The sequence below is a fragment of the Streptomyces sp. NPDC013317 genome, from assembly GCF_055563155.1.
Map to the genome: position 1 here is coordinate 631,251 of NZ_JBVHDX010000002.1, position 16,997 is coordinate 648,247.

18 protein-coding genes are annotated in these 16,997 nt (G+C 71.7%); 8 read left to right on the plus strand and 10 right to left on the minus strand.

Features of this window, described 5'->3' with window-relative positions; genetic code table 11:
- The first annotated feature begins 164 nt into the window (after positions 1 to 164).
- Genes ACZ3IJ_RS07580 through ACZ3IJ_RS07590 form a run of 3 tightly spaced genes read left to right on the plus strand, consistent with a single transcriptional unit; the run spans position 165 to position 3,186 of the window.
- Positions 165 to 1,436 (plus strand): magnesium transporter MgtE N-terminal domain-containing protein, encoded by a 1,272-nt coding sequence (locus tag ACZ3IJ_RS07580; protein ID WP_467466729.1) that lies wholly within the window; start codon positions 165 to 167, stop codon positions 1,434 to 1,436.
- Positions 1,426 to 2,010 (plus strand): DUF1003 domain-containing protein, encoded by a 585-nt coding sequence (locus ACZ3IJ_RS07585; RefSeq protein ID WP_391798612.1) that lies wholly within the window; start codon positions 1,426 to 1,428, stop codon positions 2,008 to 2,010. Before ACZ3IJ_RS07580 ends, ACZ3IJ_RS07585 begins: the two co-directional genes overlap by 11 nt.
- A 42-nt stretch (positions 2,011 to 2,052) precedes the next feature.
- Positions 2,053 to 3,186 (plus strand): Mrp/NBP35 family ATP-binding protein, encoded by a 1,134-nt coding sequence (locus tag ACZ3IJ_RS07590; RefSeq protein ID WP_467466731.1) that lies wholly within the window; start codon positions 2,053 to 2,055, stop codon positions 3,184 to 3,186.
- Between the two features lie 54 nt (positions 3,187 to 3,240).
- Here ACZ3IJ_RS07590 and ACZ3IJ_RS07595 read toward each other — a convergent pair whose 3' ends face one another.
- The 5 genes from ACZ3IJ_RS07595 to sigE form a co-directional block, all read right to left on the minus strand.
- On the minus strand, positions 3,241 to 3,867 hold the full coding sequence (locus ACZ3IJ_RS07595) for a hypothetical protein (RefSeq protein ID WP_467466732.1): 627 nt from the start codon (positions 3,865 to 3,867) through the stop codon (positions 3,241 to 3,243).
- A 93-nt stretch (positions 3,868 to 3,960) separates the two neighbouring features.
- Positions 3,961 to 4,404 (minus strand): sec-independent translocase, encoded by a 444-nt coding sequence (locus ACZ3IJ_RS07600; RefSeq protein WP_467466733.1) that lies wholly within the window; start codon positions 4,402 to 4,404, stop codon positions 3,961 to 3,963.
- Between the two features lie 92 nt (positions 4,405 to 4,496).
- Positions 4,497 to 6,353 carry a S1C family serine protease gene (locus tag ACZ3IJ_RS07605; RefSeq protein ID WP_467466735.1) on the minus strand — a complete coding sequence of 619 codons (1,857 nt, stop codon included), beginning with the start codon at positions 6,351 to 6,353 and terminating at the stop codon, positions 4,497 to 4,499.
- A gap of 78 nt (positions 6,354 to 6,431) precedes the next feature.
- Positions 6,432 to 7,439 carry an anti-sigma factor family protein gene (locus tag ACZ3IJ_RS07610; RefSeq protein ID WP_467466737.1) on the minus strand — a complete coding sequence of 336 codons (1,008 nt, stop codon included), beginning with the start codon at positions 7,437 to 7,439 and terminating at the stop codon, positions 6,432 to 6,434.
- On the minus strand, positions 7,436 to 8,194 hold the full coding sequence (sigE, locus tag ACZ3IJ_RS07615; RefSeq protein WP_352191173.1) for an RNA polymerase sigma factor SigE: 759 nt from the start codon (positions 8,192 to 8,194) through the stop codon (positions 7,436 to 7,438). The genes ACZ3IJ_RS07610 and sigE overlap by 4 nt, the downstream gene beginning before the upstream one ends.
- 140 nt (positions 8,195 to 8,334) lie before the next feature.
- Here sigE and ACZ3IJ_RS07620 point away from each other — a divergent pair, with 140 nt between their 5' ends.
- Entirely contained in the window at positions 8,335 to 9,000 is a 666-nt protein-coding gene (locus ACZ3IJ_RS07620; protein WP_467466738.1) for an O-methyltransferase, read from the plus strand.
- A 133-nt stretch (positions 9,001 to 9,133) separates the two neighbouring features.
- On the opposite strand, the gene ACZ3IJ_RS07625 is transcribed toward ACZ3IJ_RS07620, so the two are convergent.
- Positions 9,134 to 9,301: a DUF3117 domain-containing protein gene (locus tag ACZ3IJ_RS07625; RefSeq protein ID WP_006346801.1), complete on the minus strand. Its 168-nt coding sequence runs from the start codon at positions 9,299 to 9,301 to the stop codon at positions 9,134 to 9,136.
- Between the two features lie 301 nt (positions 9,302 to 9,602).
- Here ACZ3IJ_RS07625 and chcB point away from each other — a divergent pair, with 301 nt between their 5' ends.
- From chcB to ACZ3IJ_RS07640, 3 genes are all read left to right on the plus strand, one after another.
- Entirely contained in the window at positions 9,603 to 10,406 is an 804-nt protein-coding gene (gene chcB / locus ACZ3IJ_RS07630; RefSeq protein WP_467466739.1) for a 2-cyclohexenylcarbonyl CoA isomerase, read from the plus strand.
- Between the two features lie 126 nt (positions 10,407 to 10,532).
- A complete protein-coding gene (locus tag ACZ3IJ_RS07635) occupies positions 10,533 to 11,783 on the plus strand; it encodes an FG-GAP-like repeat-containing protein (protein WP_467466740.1) in 1,251 nt (416 codons plus the stop codon).
- A gap of 38 nt (positions 11,784 to 11,821) precedes the next feature.
- Positions 11,822 to 13,051, plus strand: a complete 1,230-nt coding sequence (locus ACZ3IJ_RS07640) for an FG-GAP-like repeat-containing protein (RefSeq protein ID WP_467466741.1) — start codon at positions 11,822 to 11,824, stop codon at positions 13,049 to 13,051.
- A gap of 53 nt (positions 13,052 to 13,104) precedes the next feature.
- Here ACZ3IJ_RS07640 and ACZ3IJ_RS07645 read toward each other — a convergent pair whose 3' ends face one another.
- Together ACZ3IJ_RS07645 and ACZ3IJ_RS07650 are read right to left on the minus strand one after the other, a co-directional pair.
- A complete protein-coding gene (locus ACZ3IJ_RS07645) occupies positions 13,105 to 13,689 on the minus strand; it encodes a DNA-3-methyladenine glycosylase I (RefSeq protein WP_467466742.1) in 585 nt (194 codons plus the stop codon).
- On the minus strand, positions 13,686 to 14,042 hold the full coding sequence (locus ACZ3IJ_RS07650; RefSeq protein ID WP_391798623.1) for a hypothetical protein: 357 nt from the start codon (positions 14,040 to 14,042) through the stop codon (positions 13,686 to 13,688). The genes ACZ3IJ_RS07645 and ACZ3IJ_RS07650 overlap by 4 nt, the downstream gene beginning before the upstream one ends.
- A 104-nt stretch (positions 14,043 to 14,146) precedes the next feature.
- On the opposite strand from ACZ3IJ_RS07650, the gene folP reads away from it, so the two are divergent.
- Positions 14,147 to 15,007 (plus strand): dihydropteroate synthase, encoded by an 861-nt coding sequence (gene folP, locus ACZ3IJ_RS07655; protein WP_467466743.1) that lies wholly within the window; start codon positions 14,147 to 14,149, stop codon positions 15,005 to 15,007.
- 62 nt (positions 15,008 to 15,069) lie between these two features.
- On the opposite strand, the gene ACZ3IJ_RS07660 is transcribed toward folP, so the two are convergent.
- Together ACZ3IJ_RS07660 and dapE are read right to left on the minus strand one after the other, a co-directional pair.
- Entirely contained in the window at positions 15,070 to 15,819 is a 750-nt protein-coding gene (locus tag ACZ3IJ_RS07660) for an LOG family protein (protein WP_352191178.1), read from the minus strand.
- An 84-nt stretch (positions 15,820 to 15,903) separates the two neighbouring features.
- Positions 15,904 to 16,986, minus strand: a complete 1,083-nt coding sequence (gene dapE, locus ACZ3IJ_RS07665) for a succinyl-diaminopimelate desuccinylase (protein ID WP_467466744.1) — start codon at positions 16,984 to 16,986, stop codon at positions 15,904 to 15,906.
- Positions 16,987 to 16,997 lie beyond the last annotated feature (11 nt).

The window sequence follows — 16,997 nt, forward strand, 5'->3', positions numbered from 1 at the left end:
TGGGTGGGAGAAACGGCAGACCGCAGCGTACCCGGGCGGCGCGCCGTCGCCGCAGGCAGCCGTACGGGCGCTCTGCCGGGGCGCCACGGATGGGCACGGGCTAGCCTGAACCCGGCATACCTCAGCAATGACCCGAATCGAGCGGCACCGAGGAGGCGCGTGGCATGGCGGCAGGCGCTCCCCGGATCTTCGTCTCGCACCTCGCCGGCGTGCCGGTCTTCGACCCCAACGGGGACCAGGTGGGACGGCTCCGCGACCTCGTCGCGATGCTCCGCGTGGGCCGCCGTCCGCCCCGGCTGCTCGGCATGGTCGTCGAGGTGCTCAGTCGCCGCCGGGTCTTCGTCCCGATGACCCGGATCACGGGCGTCGAGTCCGGCCAGGTCATCACCACGGGCGTGGTCAACATGCGCCGCTTCGAGCAGCGGCCCACCGAGCGGCTCGTCCTCGGCGAACTCCTCGACCGCCGGGTGCGGCTCGTCGGCACGGACGAGGACGTCACCGTGCTCGACGTGGCCATCCAGCAGCTCCCCGCCCGCCGCGAGTGGGAGATCGACAAGGTCTTCGTGCGACGCGGCAAGCCCGGCGCGCTGCGCCGCAAGGGCGAGACGCTGACCGTGGAGTGGTCCGCAGTGACGGGCTTCTCCCTGGAGGAGGAGGGTCAGGGCGCGGAGAACCTGGTCGCCACCTTCGAGCGGCTGCGCCCCGCCGACCTGGCCAACGTGCTGCACCACCTCTCCCCCAAGCGACGCGCGGAGGTCGCCGCCGCCCTGGACGACGACCGGCTCGCCGACGTCCTGGAGGAGCTGCCGGACGACGACCAGATCGAGATCCTCGGCAAGCTCAAGGAGGAGCGCGCCGCGGACGTCCTGGAGGCGATGGACCCGGACGACGCGGCCGACCTGCTCTCCGAGCTGCCGGAGGAGGACAAGGAGCGGCTGCTCATGCTGATGCGGCCCGACGACGCGGCGGACGTCCGCCGGCTGCTGGCGTACGAGGACCGGACGGCCGGCGGTCTGATGACCACGGAGCCGATCGTGCTGCGGCCGGACGCCACGGTGGCGGACGCGCTGGCCCGCGTACGGCAGCAGGACCTCTCCCCGGCGCTGGCGGCGCAGGTGTACGTCTGCCGGCCGCCGGACGAGACGCCGACGGGCAAGTACCTGGGCACGGTCCACTTCCAGCGGCTGCTGCGCGATCCGCCGTTCACCCTGGTCAGCTCGCTGGCGGACAGCGATCTGCCGCCGCTGGCCCCGGACACCCCGCTGCCGGGTGTCGCCAGCTATCTCGCCGCGTACAACATGGTCGCGGCGCCGGTGGTGGACGAGAGCGGCTCCCTGCTCGGCGCGGTCACGGTCGACGACGTGCTCGACCACCTGCTGCCGGAGGACTGGCGGGAGACGGAGTTCCACGGCGAGGAGGCCACTCATGGGGGCTGAGCGCGCGCCGGAGAGGGAGCGGGAACGGGAGCGCTCCCTGCCGCGGATCCGGCTCGATCTCCCGCGCGAGCGGCGGCCCAGGTTCCTTCCGGAGTACGACCCGGAGGCCTTCGGCCGGTTCTCGGAGCGGATCGCGCGCTTCCTGGGCACGGGCAGGTTCATCGTCTGGATGACGATCACCATCATCGTCTGGGTGCTGTGGAACATCTTCGCGCCGTCGTCGCTGAAGTTCGACGAGTACCCGTTCATCTTCCTGACGCTCGCCCTGTCGCTCCAGGCCTCGTACGCGGCGCCGCTGATCCTCCTCGCCCAGAACCGCCAGGACGACCGGGACCGGGTCAATCTCGAGCAGGACCGCAAGCAGAACGAGCGGTCCATCGCCGACACCGAGTACCTGACCCGGGAGATCGCGGCGCTGCGGATGGGCCTGGGGGAGGTCGCGACCCGCGACTGGATCCGCTCGGAGCTCCAGGACCTGATCAAGGAGATGGAGGAGCGGAGCGACGGCCACCGGGGTCCTCGCGATCTATTCCCCTCCGCCGGCGATCGCGGAAGTGACGTACCCGACCGCTGACAGACTTTCCGGCGCCGGTGGTCCGCGCCGTACCATCTCCGTATGGCTACGGAAGACGCGGTGCGCGAAGCACTGGCGACGGTGAACGACCCCGAGATCAACAAACCGATCACCGAGCTCGGCATGGTCAAGTCGGTGGAGATCGGATCCGACGGCAGGGTCGCCGTCACGGTCTATCTCACCGTCTCCGGCTGCCCGATGCGCGACACGATCACGCAGCGCGTCACGGACGCGGTCGCGGCGGTGGAGGGCGTCACCGGCGTCGACGTCTCGCTGGACGTGATGAGCGACGAGCAGCGCAAGGAGCTGGCCTCGGCTCTGCGGGGCACGACGGCCGAGCGCGAGGTCCCGTTCGCCAAGCCCGGCTCGCTGACCCGGGTGTACGCGGTCGCCTCCGGCAAGGGTGGCGTGGGCAAGTCCTCCGTGACCGTGAACCTGGCCGCGGCGATGGCCGCGGACGGCCTGAAGGTCGGTGTCGTGGACGCCGACATCTACGGCCACTCGGTGCCCCGCATGCTGGGCGCGGACGGCCGGCCGACCCAGGTCGAGAACATGATCATGCCGCCGTCGGCGAACGGCGTGAAGGTCATCTCCATCGGCATGTTCACCCCGGGCAACGCCCCCGTGGTGTGGCGCGGCCCGATGCTCCACCGCGCGCTGCAGCAGTTCCTCGCGGACGTGTACTGGGGCGACCTGGACGTCCTGCTCCTCGACCTGCCCCCGGGCACGGGCGACATCGCGATCTCCGTGGCGCAGCTCGTGCCGAACGCCGAGATCCTCGTCGTCACGACCCCGCAGCAGGCGGCGGCCGAGGTCGCCGAGCGGGCCGGCTCGATCGCCGTCCAGACGCACCAGAAGATCGTCGGCGTCGTCGAGAACATGTCGGGCCTGCCGTGCCCGCACTGCGACGAGATGGTCGACGTGTTCGGTACGGGCGGCGGACAGAAGGTCGCGGACGGCCTGACGAGGACCACGGGCGCGACGGTGCCGGTCCTGGGCTCCATCCCGATCGACGTCCGTCTGCGCGAGGGCGGCGACGAGGGCAGGCCGGTGGTCCTGAGCGACCCGGACTCCCCCGCGGGCGCGGCGCTCCGCGCCATCGCCGGCAAGCTCGGCGGCCGCGCCAGGGGCCTCTCGGGCATGAGCCTGGGCATCACCCCGCGCAACAAGTTCTGAAGGCCGAAGGGGCGCCGCTCACATCGAGCGGCGCCCCTTCGTCATGCCTCGTGCCTACGCGTACGCGTCCAGGTCCTTGACCCCCGCGAACCCCAGCCCGTACGCGCTCATGCCACGCCCGTACGCCCCGATGTGCACCTCACCCGCGGAGCCGGCCAGCACCCAGCCGAACTCGGACTCCCGGTAGTGGAACGGCACCGGTACCCCGTCCACCGGCAGCGAGAGCGTCGACCACTCCGCCCCCTCCAGGTCGTCCGCGAGCTCGAACGCCGTCTCCGTCTGCTGGTCCAGCCAGTCGTCGCGCAGCGCGTGGTCCAGCTGCGCGGGCCAGGTGTACGCCAGGAGCCCCGAGCCGGCCAGCCAGGCCGCGGAGGCGACCGTGGTCGCGTCCAGCACCCCCGTACCGTCCGCCGACCTGCGCACCGGGCTCGCCGCGACCGTCACGACGACGGCGAAGCGCTCCTTCTCGACCCCGCTCGCGTCGGACTTTATGGACGGCTCGTCCCCGTGGCCCATCGAACCGTGCTGGACGGTCCCGTCCGCCGCCGTGCCGACCTGCATCAGCCAGCGCGGTCCGGTGAACGCGTCGTCGAGTCCGTACCAGGTGAAGGGTGCGCGCAGATAGCCTTCGGCCGTACCCCGGGCTGCGGGCACTCCCTCCACCCGACTCGTCGTCTCCATCTCGGCCGCCTCCTCGATCCGTCGTGCCCGCGTCGGCGGACAACAGAGGGAGGATATCCACCGGTTGGCGTCAGGTCGTGTCAGCCCAGGTCGTCAGGTCGCGTCGGAGTCGTACGGCGGCCGCTCGTCGGTGCCCGGCTTGTCCTGCTTCTTCAGCAGGTCCGGCGACGACCCGTTGACCGCCGCGGGGACGGCGGACGGCTCCGGCTCGCGCCCGTTCACCGCGTCCGCGACCTCGTTCATCTCCTTCTTGAGGTCGAAGCTGCTGCGCAGCTCCTTCAGCTCCTTGAGGTCCTCGTTGCCGTCCAGCTGCTTGCGCAGGAACGTCTTGGGATTGAGGTCCTCGAACTCGAAGTCCTTGAACTCCGGCCCCAGCTCGGAGCGGATGTCCTGCTTCGCGCTCTCGGAGAACTCACGGATCTTCCGGATGAAGCGCGAGACGTCCTGGATGACCTTCGGCAGCTTGTCCGGGCCGAAAACGAGTACGGCGAGGACCACGAGCGTCACGAGCTCGAGTATGCCGATGTCGTTGAACACCTTTGCTGCTCCTTACACGGGGTCCGGGGCCCGCTCCACGGTACCCGCCGAAACCGCCGGGCGGGTACCTTGCGGTGTCCCCCACATGGCGTTCAGTCGCCCTGCGAGGAACCGAGCGTCAACGTCTTGGTCTGTTCCTTGCCACCGCGCAGGAGCGTGAGCTCCAGCCGGTCGCCGGGGCGGTGGGCGCGGATCTTGACGATCAGCTCCTCGCCGCTGTGGACCCGCTGGCCGTCGACCTTGGTGATGACGTCACCGGCGCGGACGCCGGCCTTGGCGGCCGGGCCGCCCGGGGTGACCGAGGCGGAACCGTCCTTGCCCTTCTCCCCGACGCGGGCGCCGTCGCCGTTGAACTGCATGTCGAGGCTCACACCGATGACGGGGTGGGTGGCCTTGCCGGTGTTGATGAGCTCCTCGGCGACCCGCTTGCCCTGGTTGATCGGGATGGCGAAGCCGAGGCCGATGGAACCGGACTGGGCGCCGCTGTCGCCGCCCGAACCGTCGCCGGCCGCACGGATCGCGCTGTTGATGCCGATGACGCGGGCCTTGGAGTCGACCAGCGGGCCGCCCGAGTTGCCCGGGTTTATCGGGGCGTCGGTCTGGAGGGCGTCGACATAGCTGACGTCGCTGCCGTCACCCTTCTCGCCGCCCGCCGTGATGGGGCGCTCCTTGGCGCTGATGATGCCGGAGGTGACGGTGTTCTGGAGGTCGAAGGGGGCGCCGATGGCGACGACGGGGTCGCCGACGCGGACGTTGTCCGAATTGCCGAGCGGCAGCGGCTTGAGCCCCGAGACGCCGGTGACCTTGACGACGGCGAGGTCGTAGCCGCTGTCCCTGCCGACCAGCTTGGCGTCGGCGGTCTCGCCGCTGCTGAAGGTGACGGTGATCTCGCCGGAGGAGGCGGCCGCGTCGACCACGTGGTTGTTGGTGAGGATGTGGCCCTGGGTGTCCAGGACGAAGCCCGTTCCGGTGCCGGAGGAGCCCGCGCCGCTGACGTGGAGGGTGACCACGCTCGGCAGGGCGCTGGCGGCGATGCCCGCGACGCTGTCGGGTGCCCGGCCGGAGTCCTCGGCGCCCGCCTGGGGCAGCTCGACGGTCGTGATGCCGCCGTTCCGCTCGACGTACGCGCCGATCGCGCCGCCGACGACGCCGGTGAGGAGCGCGAAGACCAGCACGCCCGCGAGCACCAGCCCACGACGGGAGCGACGGCTCTCGGCGGGCGGCACGGAGCTGACGGTCAGCGGGGCGACCGGGGCACCGGGTGCTCCCCAGGGGTCGTACTGCACCCACTGCGCGGGCGGGGCGGGGACCGGCTGCGGGGCTTGGGGCTGCGGGGCGGGGACCGGCTGCGGGGCGGTCTGCTGCTGATGCGGTACGGGAAGCTCGTGGGCCGGAGTCGCCACGGGCCGCTGCACGGGCGGGGCGGGGGCCCAGGGTCCCGGCCCGCCGTAGGGCGGGGTCCGGTACTCGTCGGGCTCGTGCAAGGGCTGCGGGGCCGGAACCTCGCCCCGGCCCTGGACGTCAGCCGGCGCCTGCTGCGGTACGGCGGCGGGCACGGGCTCCGGCACGGCCGCACCCGGAGCCGGGACCTCCGGAACGGCGGTCTCCTGGGCCCCGGCCTCCGAGGCGGCGATCTCCGCGGCCGGGAACTCCGGCGTCCCGGTCACAGGCGTCGCGGTCTCAGGCGTCCGGGTCTCCGCGGTCGCGAGCGCCTGGGCCGGAGCCTCGGCCCGGTCCTGCGGCTCGGCTTGGGCCTGGGCCTGCTGCGGTACGGGGACGGCGGCGGGCGCGGGGTCCGGAGCCGGGGCCGCCGGCGTCGCGGGGGCGGCGAGGGTGAAGTCGCCCTCGTCCGCGACCGGCGCCGCCGGTTCCGGTACGGCCGCCGGCGGCGTACTCGTCGGCCGACTCCACCACTTCGGCTTCTGGCCGGTCGGCTTCCCGTCGTTCATGCTCTCCCCGCAACAGCTGGCCTGTCCGTGCCCGCCTCGCGGCGGGCACTCGTGCCCTGGATTCAACCAGGTCCGGGGTCAGCGGTGGGAGGTGAGCGGTGTCGTCGTCGGACTCGGGGCCCCGAGCGGGGTCGGAGCCGGGGTGACTCCCGTACCGCTCAGGGCGTCGAATCCGGAGGTGAACGCCAGCCGCAGGGCCGGCCCCGTGGGCCGGACGAACGGCGAGAGCTCCAGCACGGACGGCGCGGGCGTCCCCTGGAGACCGACGGTCTCCGTGGGCGTCACGCCGCCCGGCAGCAGGGGTCCGGCGGACACCGTTCCCGTGGTCGAGCCGAAGCCGATGCGCCTGGTCGAGGAGTCGGCGGCCGCACGCTCCGCCGCACGCCCGCCCCTGCCGGAGGCCGTGCCCACAGCCGTGCCCGTACCGGATCCGCTGCCCGAGCCGGTGCCGGGGAGCGAGCCCGTGAGGGAGGGGCCGCCGGAGGCGGTGGCCCTCAGCGGGGTGACGTTCGTACCCGTGCCATCGCCGCGCGCGCCGATGTTCGGCGTCGTCTCCAGCGGAAGGGCGCCGCCGAGCGCTATCGCGGCGAACGAGACGGCACTGGCGGCCGCGATGCCGAAGCGCCGGCCACGCCACGACGAGCGGTCCTGGTCGGGCCGCCCGCCGGCGGCGTGGATACGGAAACCGGAGTGCGGGGAGACCGCACCGGCCGTCGCGAAGCCGTCCGACTTCACTCCGCCGAGGTCGCCGAGACCACCGGCGCCCGGACCGGGGCCGACGGAGCCGCCCAGGGCGAAGATCTCGTCGAAGGGTCCCCCCCGACGCTCGTCACCCCCCGGAGGGCCCCCGGGCAACCCCTGGAGGCGTGCGAGGAGCCCCTCCGAGGGCGGAGGGGGTGCGGTGGAGGCGAAGACGCTCTTCAGCCGACGCTGGGCGTCGGCCTCCGCCTTGCATTTGGCACAGGTCGCGAGGTGCGCGAGAACCCGCTCGCGGGCGTCGTGGCCGAGCTCCCCGTCGACCAGCGCGGCGAGCCGGTCCCCGAGGTGCTGCTCCGCGGGGGTCGGGCCGGCAGGACTGCTGTTCACGCCGTTCCGCCCTCCCAACCGACGGTGGCCAGGGCACGCTCCGCCCGGGCCTCGGGGGAACGGTGCTTGAGCGCCTTGCGCAGGTGCGAGCGGCCCCGGTGGATACGGCTGCGGACCGTGCCGAGCTTCACGCCGAGCGTGGCCGCGATCTCCTCGTACGAGAGTCCTTCGATGTCACAGAGGACGACCGCGGCACGGAACTCGGGTGCGAGGGTGTCGAGTGCCTGCTGGACGTCGGCGTCGAAGTGCGTGTCGTTGAACGCCTGCTGCGGGGAGGGCTCACGGCTGGGCAGCCGCTCGGCCGCGTCGTCGCCGAGGGCGTCGAAACGGATCCGCTGCTTGCGGCGGACCATGTCGAGGAAGAGGTTCGTGGTGATGCGGTGCAGCCAGCCCTCGAACGTGCCCGGCGTGTACGTCGACAGCGAGCGGAAGACGCGGACGAAGACCTCCTGCGTGAGGTCCTCGGCGTCGTGCTGGTTGCCGGTGAGCCGGTAGGCGAGGCGGTACACGCGGCCGCTGTGCGTGCTGACGATCTCCTCCCAGGTGGGCGGAGTCCACGCCTGCGATTCCGCATCCGATGCGAAGGTCGCGGTGGTGGGAGCGGAGTCTGCGGTGTGGATTCGGTCAGCGGTGTCGGTCACGGATTTCGGCTCACCCGCCGACCTGAGAAGACGCCGAAGCACTCCTCCCCGATCCACAGGCGCAGCCGCACCTCCCCTGTCGGCTCTGGTGGTGTCCAGTGGAGCCCCTACCATAGCCACCTCGCCCGTTAGCTCCGGATAAGAATCTTTACGCGAATTTGGGGACCGGTCACCCGCCGCCCGCATCGACGTCCTGCCCTGGTGAACGCGCGGTCCCATCTGCGGGTTCCCGTGCGCAGCGGATACAGTCACCGTTGCGCCAACTACGGGGACAGGAGAGGGCCATTACCGCCAACCGGCAGACGAGCTGGGCGTTCGCCGACGCCTTTGTCGCCGAGGACGAAGCGCTGCGCTGGGCCCGCGACCGGGCCCGGGAGACAGGGCTGCCCTCGGTGTCACCGGGCACCGGCGCCGCTCTGCGCCTGCTGGCGGCGACGGCGGACGCGAAAGCGGTGGCCGAAATCGGTACCGGGACGGGCGTGTCCGGGATCTATCTGCTGCACGGCATGCGGCCGGACGGCGTGCTGACGACCGTGGACCTGGAGCCCGAGCGCCAGCAGTTCGCGAAGACGGCCTTCCGGGCGGCGGGATTCGCCGGGAACCGGGCGCGCTTCATCCCCGGCCGCGCCCTGGACGTGCTGCCGAGGCTCGCGGACGGCGGATACGACCTGGTCTTCTGCGACGGCGACCGGCTGGAGCTGCTGGACTACCTCGCTGAATCGTTGCGCCTGCTGCGACCGGGCGGTCTTGTCTGCTTCGAGGGCGTCTTCGCGGACGGCCGCACGGTCGACTCGGCGGCGCAGCCGGCCGAGGTGCTGCGGATACGGGAGCTGCTGCGGGCGGTCCGGGAGAGCCAGGAGCTGCTTCCGGGACTGCTCCCCGTGGGCGACGGTCTGCTGTGCGCGGTGCGGCGCGGCTGACGGCACCCCCGCCGCTCCTCGAAGCACCCGGCCCCGTGAACCGCCCCGCCCCTCGAACCACCCCCGACACACCCCTGCCCCGGCGCGGTGGGTACCGTGCCGGGGCAGGGGCGGACAATCCTGGCTTGTCGCGTCAGCCGACTACCTGCTTCAGGGCGTCGCCGAGGGCTTCGGCCTCGTCCGGGGTCAGCTCGACGACAAGCCGACCGCCGCCTTCGAGCGGAACGCGCATGACGATGCCCCGCCCCTCCTTGGTCACCTCGAGCGGGCCGTCGCCCGTCCGCGGCTTCATGGCCGCCATGCTTGTTCCCCTTCCTGAAACCAGCTCTTCGTCAGCCGACGGCCCCTGATCGGGAGCACACGTCACCGGCATCGAACACATTGCTTCCAGGTCATTATCCCGCATCACAGGACCCGATGACCAACATCAGGTTGCATCGCTTGCGCAACGCGCTTCCGCAAAACCGCCCATTTCGGCGATCGGCCTGCGATACTTCGCCGCTCGTTCGCCACCGGGCTTTGACGCAGGTCACATGTGCGGGTCGGGTGATCTCCGTCATGCTGAGCGCATCAGGGACGCAACGACGCGAAGGGAAGCCCCGATGGCCGACACCGTGCTGTACGAAGTGACCGACGGACTCGCCACGATCACGATCAACCGGCCCGAGGCCATGAACGCGATGAACGTGGAGGCCAAGGTCGCCCTGCGGGACGCGGCGGAAGCCGCCGCCGCGGACACCGCCGTACGGGCGGTACTGCTCACCGCGGCGGGCGACCGGGCCTTCTGCGTGGGCCAGGACCTGAAGGAGCACGTGGGTCTGCTGATGTCGGACAAGGAGACCGGCTCGCAGGCGACGATGAACACCGTCCGCGACCACTACAACCCGATCGTCAAGGCGCTGACCGGCATGAAGAAGCCGGTCGTGGCGGGCGTGAACGGCGTCGCGGCGGGCGCCGGCTTCGGCTTCGCGCTGGCGGCGGACTACCGGGTGGTCGCGGAGACGGCCGCGTTCAACACCTCCTTCGCGGGGGTCGCGCTCACCGCCGACTCGGGCATGTCCTGGACGCTGCCCCGGCTGATCGGCGCGAGCCGCGCCTCGGACCTGCTGCTCTTCCCGCGTTCGATCAGCGCCCAGGAGGCGTACGAGCTGGGCATCGTGAACAAGCTGGTCCCGGTGGCCGACCTGGCCGAGGAGGCCCGGAAGATCGCCCGCACCCTGGCCGAGGGCCCGACGGTGGCCTACGCGGCGCTGAAGGCCTCCCTGGCGTACGGCGCGGACCACTCGCTGTCCGAGGCCCTGGAGAAGGAGGACGAGCTCCAGACGGCGGCGGGCGCCTCCGAGGACCACACGATCGCGGTCCAGGCCTTCCTGGCCAAGGAGAAGCCGAGGTACGTCGGCCGCTAGGGCCTCCGGAGCCCCCGCTGGAACCCCGTCGATCGAGTGGTGTGCGCGTCTATATGATCCGCACACCACTCGATCTTCTCGAGTGCGTTCTCATCGACTTCACACGCACATCACCTGGGGGGTTCCGTGCGTTCTTCTTCCGCGTCGCGATCCGTTCGCGGCGCACTCACCGGCGCTCTGGCACTGGGCCTGGCGTCGACGGCTCTGACCACCCCGGCTCAGGCGGCGGACGGCTGGGACCGCTGCCCCTCCGGCAAGGTCTGCGCCTTCAGCAAGCCGCTGTACCAGGGGGACATGCTGGTCGTCAGCAAGCCGATGTACTCCCTCGGCGCCTGGGACAACCGCATCCGCTCCTTCGTGAACCTCAGCGCCGACGCGGTCTGCTTCTATCCGCAACCCGGCTTCGCTCCCGAGGGCTCCGTGCACTTCTACACCGCGGAGTCCTTCGACGAGAGCGCCTACCCCGAGCTCGACCGCGCCGCCAGCTCGATCGACGTCGGGCCCGAGGCGGACGACTTCTGCGGGTCCGAGAGCCGGATTCCGACCTGGTACGGCACCGACGCCGGTCCGAAGCTCCGTCCGGCCTCGTCGTCGGCGCTCGGCGCGTTCGGCGACATCGACGACGACGGCTACGCCGACCTGCTCACCCGCGACGCGATCGGCGGACTCTGGACCTCCCACACCTGGGAGAGCACGGGCACGACGCAGCGCATCGGCGGCGGCTGGAACAGCATGACCAAGCTGGTCCGTCACGGCGACCACGACGGGGACGGCAACGAGGACGTGCTCGCCCGTGACTCCGCCGGCGTCCTGTGGTTCTACCCGGGCAACGGCAAGGGCCTGTTCAAGCCCCGCGTCAGGATCGGCGCGGGCTGGAACAGCATGCGCGACATCGCCGCCGCGGGTGACCTCACCGGAGACGGCAGGGCGGACCTGCTCGCGGCCGACGGCGCCGGTGACCTCTGGACGTACCCCGGCAACGGCCGCGGCTCCTTCGGGGCGCGCAAGAAGGTCGGCGGCGGCTGGAAGGTCATGAACGAGCTCGTCGGTGCCGGCGACATGAACTCCGACAAGCGGGCCGACCTCATGGCCCGTGACACGGCGGGCAGGCTCTGGCTCTACCCGGGGACCGGCCGGGGCACGTTCGGCGTCCGCAAGCTCGTCGGCTCCGGCGGCTGGAACTCCCTGAAGGAGCTGGCCGGTCTCGGCGACCTGACGGGCGACGGGCGGCCGGACCTGGTCGCGCACGCCCCGGGCACCGACTCCTGGGACCGGACCACTCCCATGTACCTCCGGGTCTACCCGGGCAAGGCGGACGGCGGCCTCGGAGCCCCGAAGCCGTTCGCTCTGCTCCGCTCCTCCCATTTCGTCTTCTGATGCCGACCCTCACTCCTCCATCGAAGGGAGTCCGATCCATGGTCGGAACCTCTCGGGCCCGGCGCGCCCTCGGCGCGGCCGTGGCCACCCTGGCCTCGCTGGCCACCCTCGTCACCGCGGCGCCGAGCGCCGCGGCGGACTCGTCCCGGTGCCCGGCGGGCAAGCTCTGTGTGTTCCAGTACCCGGAGTTCGGTGGAGAGATGAAGATCATCTCGTCCAGCCAGCCGACCCTGGGCGTGTGGAACGACTCCATCTCCTCCCTGGTCAACAACTCCGGGCTGTACGCGAGCGCCTCCACGGGCCCGAACTACACCGGCGAAGACTCGCTGCACGTCAGCCCGCACAACGGCCCGATCGACCTGGGCGGCGGCGCGTTCGACGGCAGGCTCGACAACAAGATCAGCTCGATCCGGGTCGCCGCGACCGACTGGGAGCTCTCCTACGGCTACCCGTGGATGGACTGGCTGGCACCCAGCGCGCGCCCCGAGCCCACGCCCGTGACCTCGTTCGGTGACCTGGACGGCAACTGGGTCCCCGACCTCCTCCACCGCGCGGAGGACGGCAGGCTGTGGTTCCTTCCCGGCTACGTCCCCAGGGGGAGCACCGCCGCGCCGAAGGGACGGCTGATCGGGGGCGGCTGGAACGCGATGACCCAGCTCGTCCGGCACGGCGACTACACCGGCGACGGGTACGAGGACGTCTACGCCCGCGACAGGGCAGGTGTGCTCTGGCTCTACCCCGGCAACGGCCTGGGCTCGCTCCGGACCCGCGTCAAGATCGGCGGCGGCTGGAACTCCATGCGTGAGATCGAGGCGGTGGGCGACATCACCGGCGACGGCCGTCGCGACCTGGTCGCCCGGGACACCGCGGGTGTGCTCTGGACGTACCCGGGCAACGGGCGCGGCTCCTTCTCCACCCGCAGGACGGTCGGTGGCGGCTGGAACGCCATGAACCGGCTCGTGGCGCCGGGCGACATGAACGGGGACGGCAGGGCCGACCTCGTCGCCCGTGACGGCTCGCGCTCGTTGTGGCTCTACCCGGGCAACGGCCGTGGCGCCTTCGGATCCCGCACGAAGCTGCCGTACGCCTGGGGGACCAACGAGGAGCTGCTGACGGTGGGAGACGTGACCGGGGACGGCGTGTCCGACCTCATGCGCACGATCAACTACCGCGAGCTGTACGTCGACGCCGGCAACGGCCGGGGAGGCATCGGCGCGCCGTCGTACCTGACGTCCTACGACTCCGCCGAGGGCGTCCACGTCTTCTGACGCACTCCCACCGCGGACGGCGGCCACAGCTCTGCGTGGCCCCGCGGCCGCCCCTAGCGGGCGCCGCGGGCCACGCAGTTCGTCAGGTGGTCGTCGACGAGGCCGCAGGCCTGCATCAGGGCGTAGGCCGTCGTCGGGCCGATGAAGCGCAGGCCGCGCTTCTTCAGGGCCTTGGACAGGGCGGTCGACTCGTCGGTCACCGCCGGGACGTCGGCGATCGTCAGCGGCGCGGGGCGGGACGCCGGGTCCGGGGCGTACGACCAGATGAGGGCGTCCAGCTCGCCGGGGGCCCACTCCGTCAGCGCCTTGGCGTTGGCCATGGTCGCGTCGATCTTCGCGCGGTTGCGGATGATGCCCTCGTCGGCGAGGAGCCGCTCCCGGTCCGTCTCGTCGAACCGCGCGACCGAGGCGATCTCGAAGCCGGCGAAGGCCCGGCGGAAGCCCTCGCGACGGCGCAGGATCGTGATCCAGGAGAGTCCGGACTGGAACGCCTCCAGGCAGAGCCGTTCGAAGAGCGCGTCGTCCCCGTGGACCGGGCGTCCCCACTCCTCGTCGTGGTACGTGACGTAGTCCCCGGTCGACAGGCCCCAGGGGCAGCGCAGGCGCCCGTCCGGGCCGGGGACGGCCTCGCCGGTCACCGGCCCTCGCCCTCGTCCTTACGAAGCGAGGGGCCGTCGGACGCGGGGCCGGGTCTGCCGGGCCCCGCCGCCAGCGCCGCCTCCAGCTCCGCGATGCGGGCGTCCCGCTCCGCGAGCTCGGCGCCCAGGCGTCCCAGCACATCGTCCACGTCGGCCATGCGGTACCCCCGCGCCGTCACCGGCAGCCGGAGCGCCTCGACGTCGTCGCGGTCGACCGGACGGGCCGCCGGCAGCGGGTCGACCAACTGCTCGGGCGCCACCTCGGGCAGCACCTCGCTGTCGCCTCCCCCGACCACCGCGAGGGTGACCGCAGCGACGACCACGACCATCGCGATCAGCAAAAACCAGAACACCAGCGCGCCTCTCCCCGAAATGGATTTCGTCCCGTGGTCGATCGTGCCATGCGCCACCGACAGTTAGGGTCGCAGGCGAACGGACGCGAGGGAGGACAAAAGGGATGCTGCGCTTGGGACGGCGTGAATTCGGGCCGAACGAGCCGGTGATCATGGCGATCGTGAACCGGACCCCGGATTCCTTCTACGACCAGGGCGCCACCTTCCGCGACGAGCCCGCTCTCGCCCGCGTCGAGCAGGCGGTGGCCGAGGGCGCCGCCATCATCGACATCGGCGGGGTGAAGGCGGGCCCGGGCGAGGAGGTCTCGGCCGAGGAGGAGGCGCGTCGCACGGTCGGTTTCGTCGCGGAGGTACGGCGCCGGCACCCGGACGTCGTCATCAGTGTCGACACCTGGCGCGCGGATGTCGGCGAGGCGGTCTGCGAGGCCGGCGCGGACGTCCTCAACGACGCGTGGGGCGGGGTGGATCCGCGGCTCGCGGAGGTCGCGGCGCGGTACGGAGCCGGGCTCGTCTGCACCCACGCGGGCGGCGCGGAGCCACGGACCCGGCCGCACCGGATCGCGTACGAGGACGTGATGGCCGACATCCTGCGGGTGACCGTCGGACTGGCCGAGCGGGCGGCCGGACTCGGGGTGCGGCGGGACGGGATCATGATCGACCCCGGCCACGACTTCGGGAAGAACACCCGGCACAGCCTGGAGGCGACCCGTCGGCTCGGCGAGATGACGGCGACGGGCTGGCCGGTGCTCGTCTCGTTGTCCAACAAGGACTTCGTGGGCGAGACGCTGGACCGGCCGGTGAAGGAGCGGGTGCTGGGGACGCTCGCGACGACCGCCGTCTCCGCCTGGCTCGGCGCGCAGGTGTACCGCGTCCACGAGGTGGCCGAGACGCGCCAGGTGCTGGACATGGTCGCGTCCATCGCCGGGCACCGGCCACCGGCCGTGGCCCGGCGCGGACTCGCCTGAGCCGGGCCCCCGGGACCGGCGCCCGTTTCAGGGCGCGGGCGCCGGCTCCCGGGGGGCGACCGCTACCTGCTCGTCTCCTTCGACACCAGGGCCACGGCCTCGTCCACGTCGTCGGTCACGTGGAAGAGCAGGAGGTCCCGCTCGGAGGCCTTGCCGCCGGCGACCACCGAGTCGCGGAGCCAGTCGACGAGGCCCTTCCAGTACTCCGTACCGAAGAGCACGATCGGGAAGCGGGTCACCTTGCGGGTCTGGACCAGGGTGAGCGCCTCGAAGAGCTCGTCCAGGGTGCCGAGGCCGCCCGGGAGGACGACGAACCCTTGCGCGTACTTCACGAACATCGTTTTTCTCACGAAGAAGTAGCGGAAGTTCACGCCGATGTCGACGTGCGGGTTGAGCCCCTGTTCGAAGGGGAGCTCGATGCCCAGGCCGACCGAGATGCCCTGGGCCTCCCGCGCACCCTTGTTCGCGGCCTCCATGGCGCCCGGGCCGCCGCCCGTGATCACCGCGAAGCCGGCCTCGACCAGCGCGCGGCCGAGCCGTACGCCCGCGTCGTACTCCGGCGTGTCCGGCAGTGTGCGGGCCGAGCCGAAGACGCTGATCGCGCTCGGCAGTTCGGCGAGCGCGCCGAAGCCCTCCACGAACTCGGACTGGATGCGCATGACCCGCCAGGGGTCGGTGTGCACCCACTCCGAGTCACCCTCGGTGTCCAGCAGACGCTGATCGGTGGTGCCGGGCTGGACCTGATCCCGGCGCCTCAGCACCGGTCCCAGCCTCTGCTCCTCCGGCTTCGACCCTCCCTCGGGGACACCCATGGTCTGCTCCCTCCGCCGATCCTCTGATCTTCTGATTCGGTCAGGGTAGGTCCACAGACGTGACAAAAGGCCGAATGACGGCTGTCACGAAGTGAGCCAGTCGCGGAGACGTTCCTCGCACTGGACGATCCGCTCGACGACGACGTGCTCGTCGACCTTGTGCGCGTAGATCGGGTCTCCGGGGCCGTAGTTGACGGCGGGGACGCCGAGGGCGCTGAAGCGCGCCACGTCGGTCCAGCCGAACTTGGGGTGGGCCGTGCCGCCCACGGCCTTCATGAACGCCTCCGCGGCCGGGTGGGAGAGGCCGGGGAGGGCGCCTCCGCTGTGGTCGTCGACGACGAACTCGGCGACGCCGCAGTCGGCGAAGACCTCGCGGACGTGTGCCTCGGCCTCCTCCGGGCCGAGGTCGGGCGCGTAGCGGTAGTTGACGACGACGGTGCAGGCGTCGGGGATGACGTTGTTGGCGACGCCGCCCTCGATCCGTACCGCGTTGAGGCCCTCGTGGTACTCCAGGCCGTCGATGACCGGCTTGCGCGGCTCGTACGCGGCGAGGCGGGCCAGGATCGGGGCGGCGGCGTGGATGGCGTTGGAGCCCATCCAGGAGCGCGCGGAGTGGGCGCGCTCGCCCTGCGTGTGCAGGAGGACGCGGAGCGTGCCCTGACAGCCGCCCTCGACCTCGGCGTTCGATCCTTCGAGGAGGATCGCGAAGTCGCCCTCCAGCCAGTCCGGGTGCGCCTCGGCGACCTTCCCGAGGCCGTTGAGGTCGGCGGCGACCTCCTCCTGGTCGTAGAAGACGAAGGTGAGGTCCCGGTTGGGCTCGGGCACGGTGGCGGCGATCCGGAGCTGGACGGCGACGCCCGACTTCATGTCGGAGGTGCCGCAGCCCCACAGGATGCCGTTCTCGTCGAGCCGCGAGGGCACGTTGTCGGCGATCGGCACGGTGTCGATGTGCCCGGCGAGGATCACGCGCTCCCCGTGGCCGAAGCGGGTGCGGGCGACGACGTTGTTGCCGAAGCGGTCGACGGTGAGGTGCGGCAGGGCGCGCAGGGCCAGCTCGATCGCGTCGGCGAGCGGCTTCTCCGTCCCGCTGACCGAGGGGAAGTCGACGAGCGCGGCGGTGAGCGCGGGGCCGTCGAGCGTGAGGTCGAGGGGAGCAATGTCAGCCATGTGCCGACCCT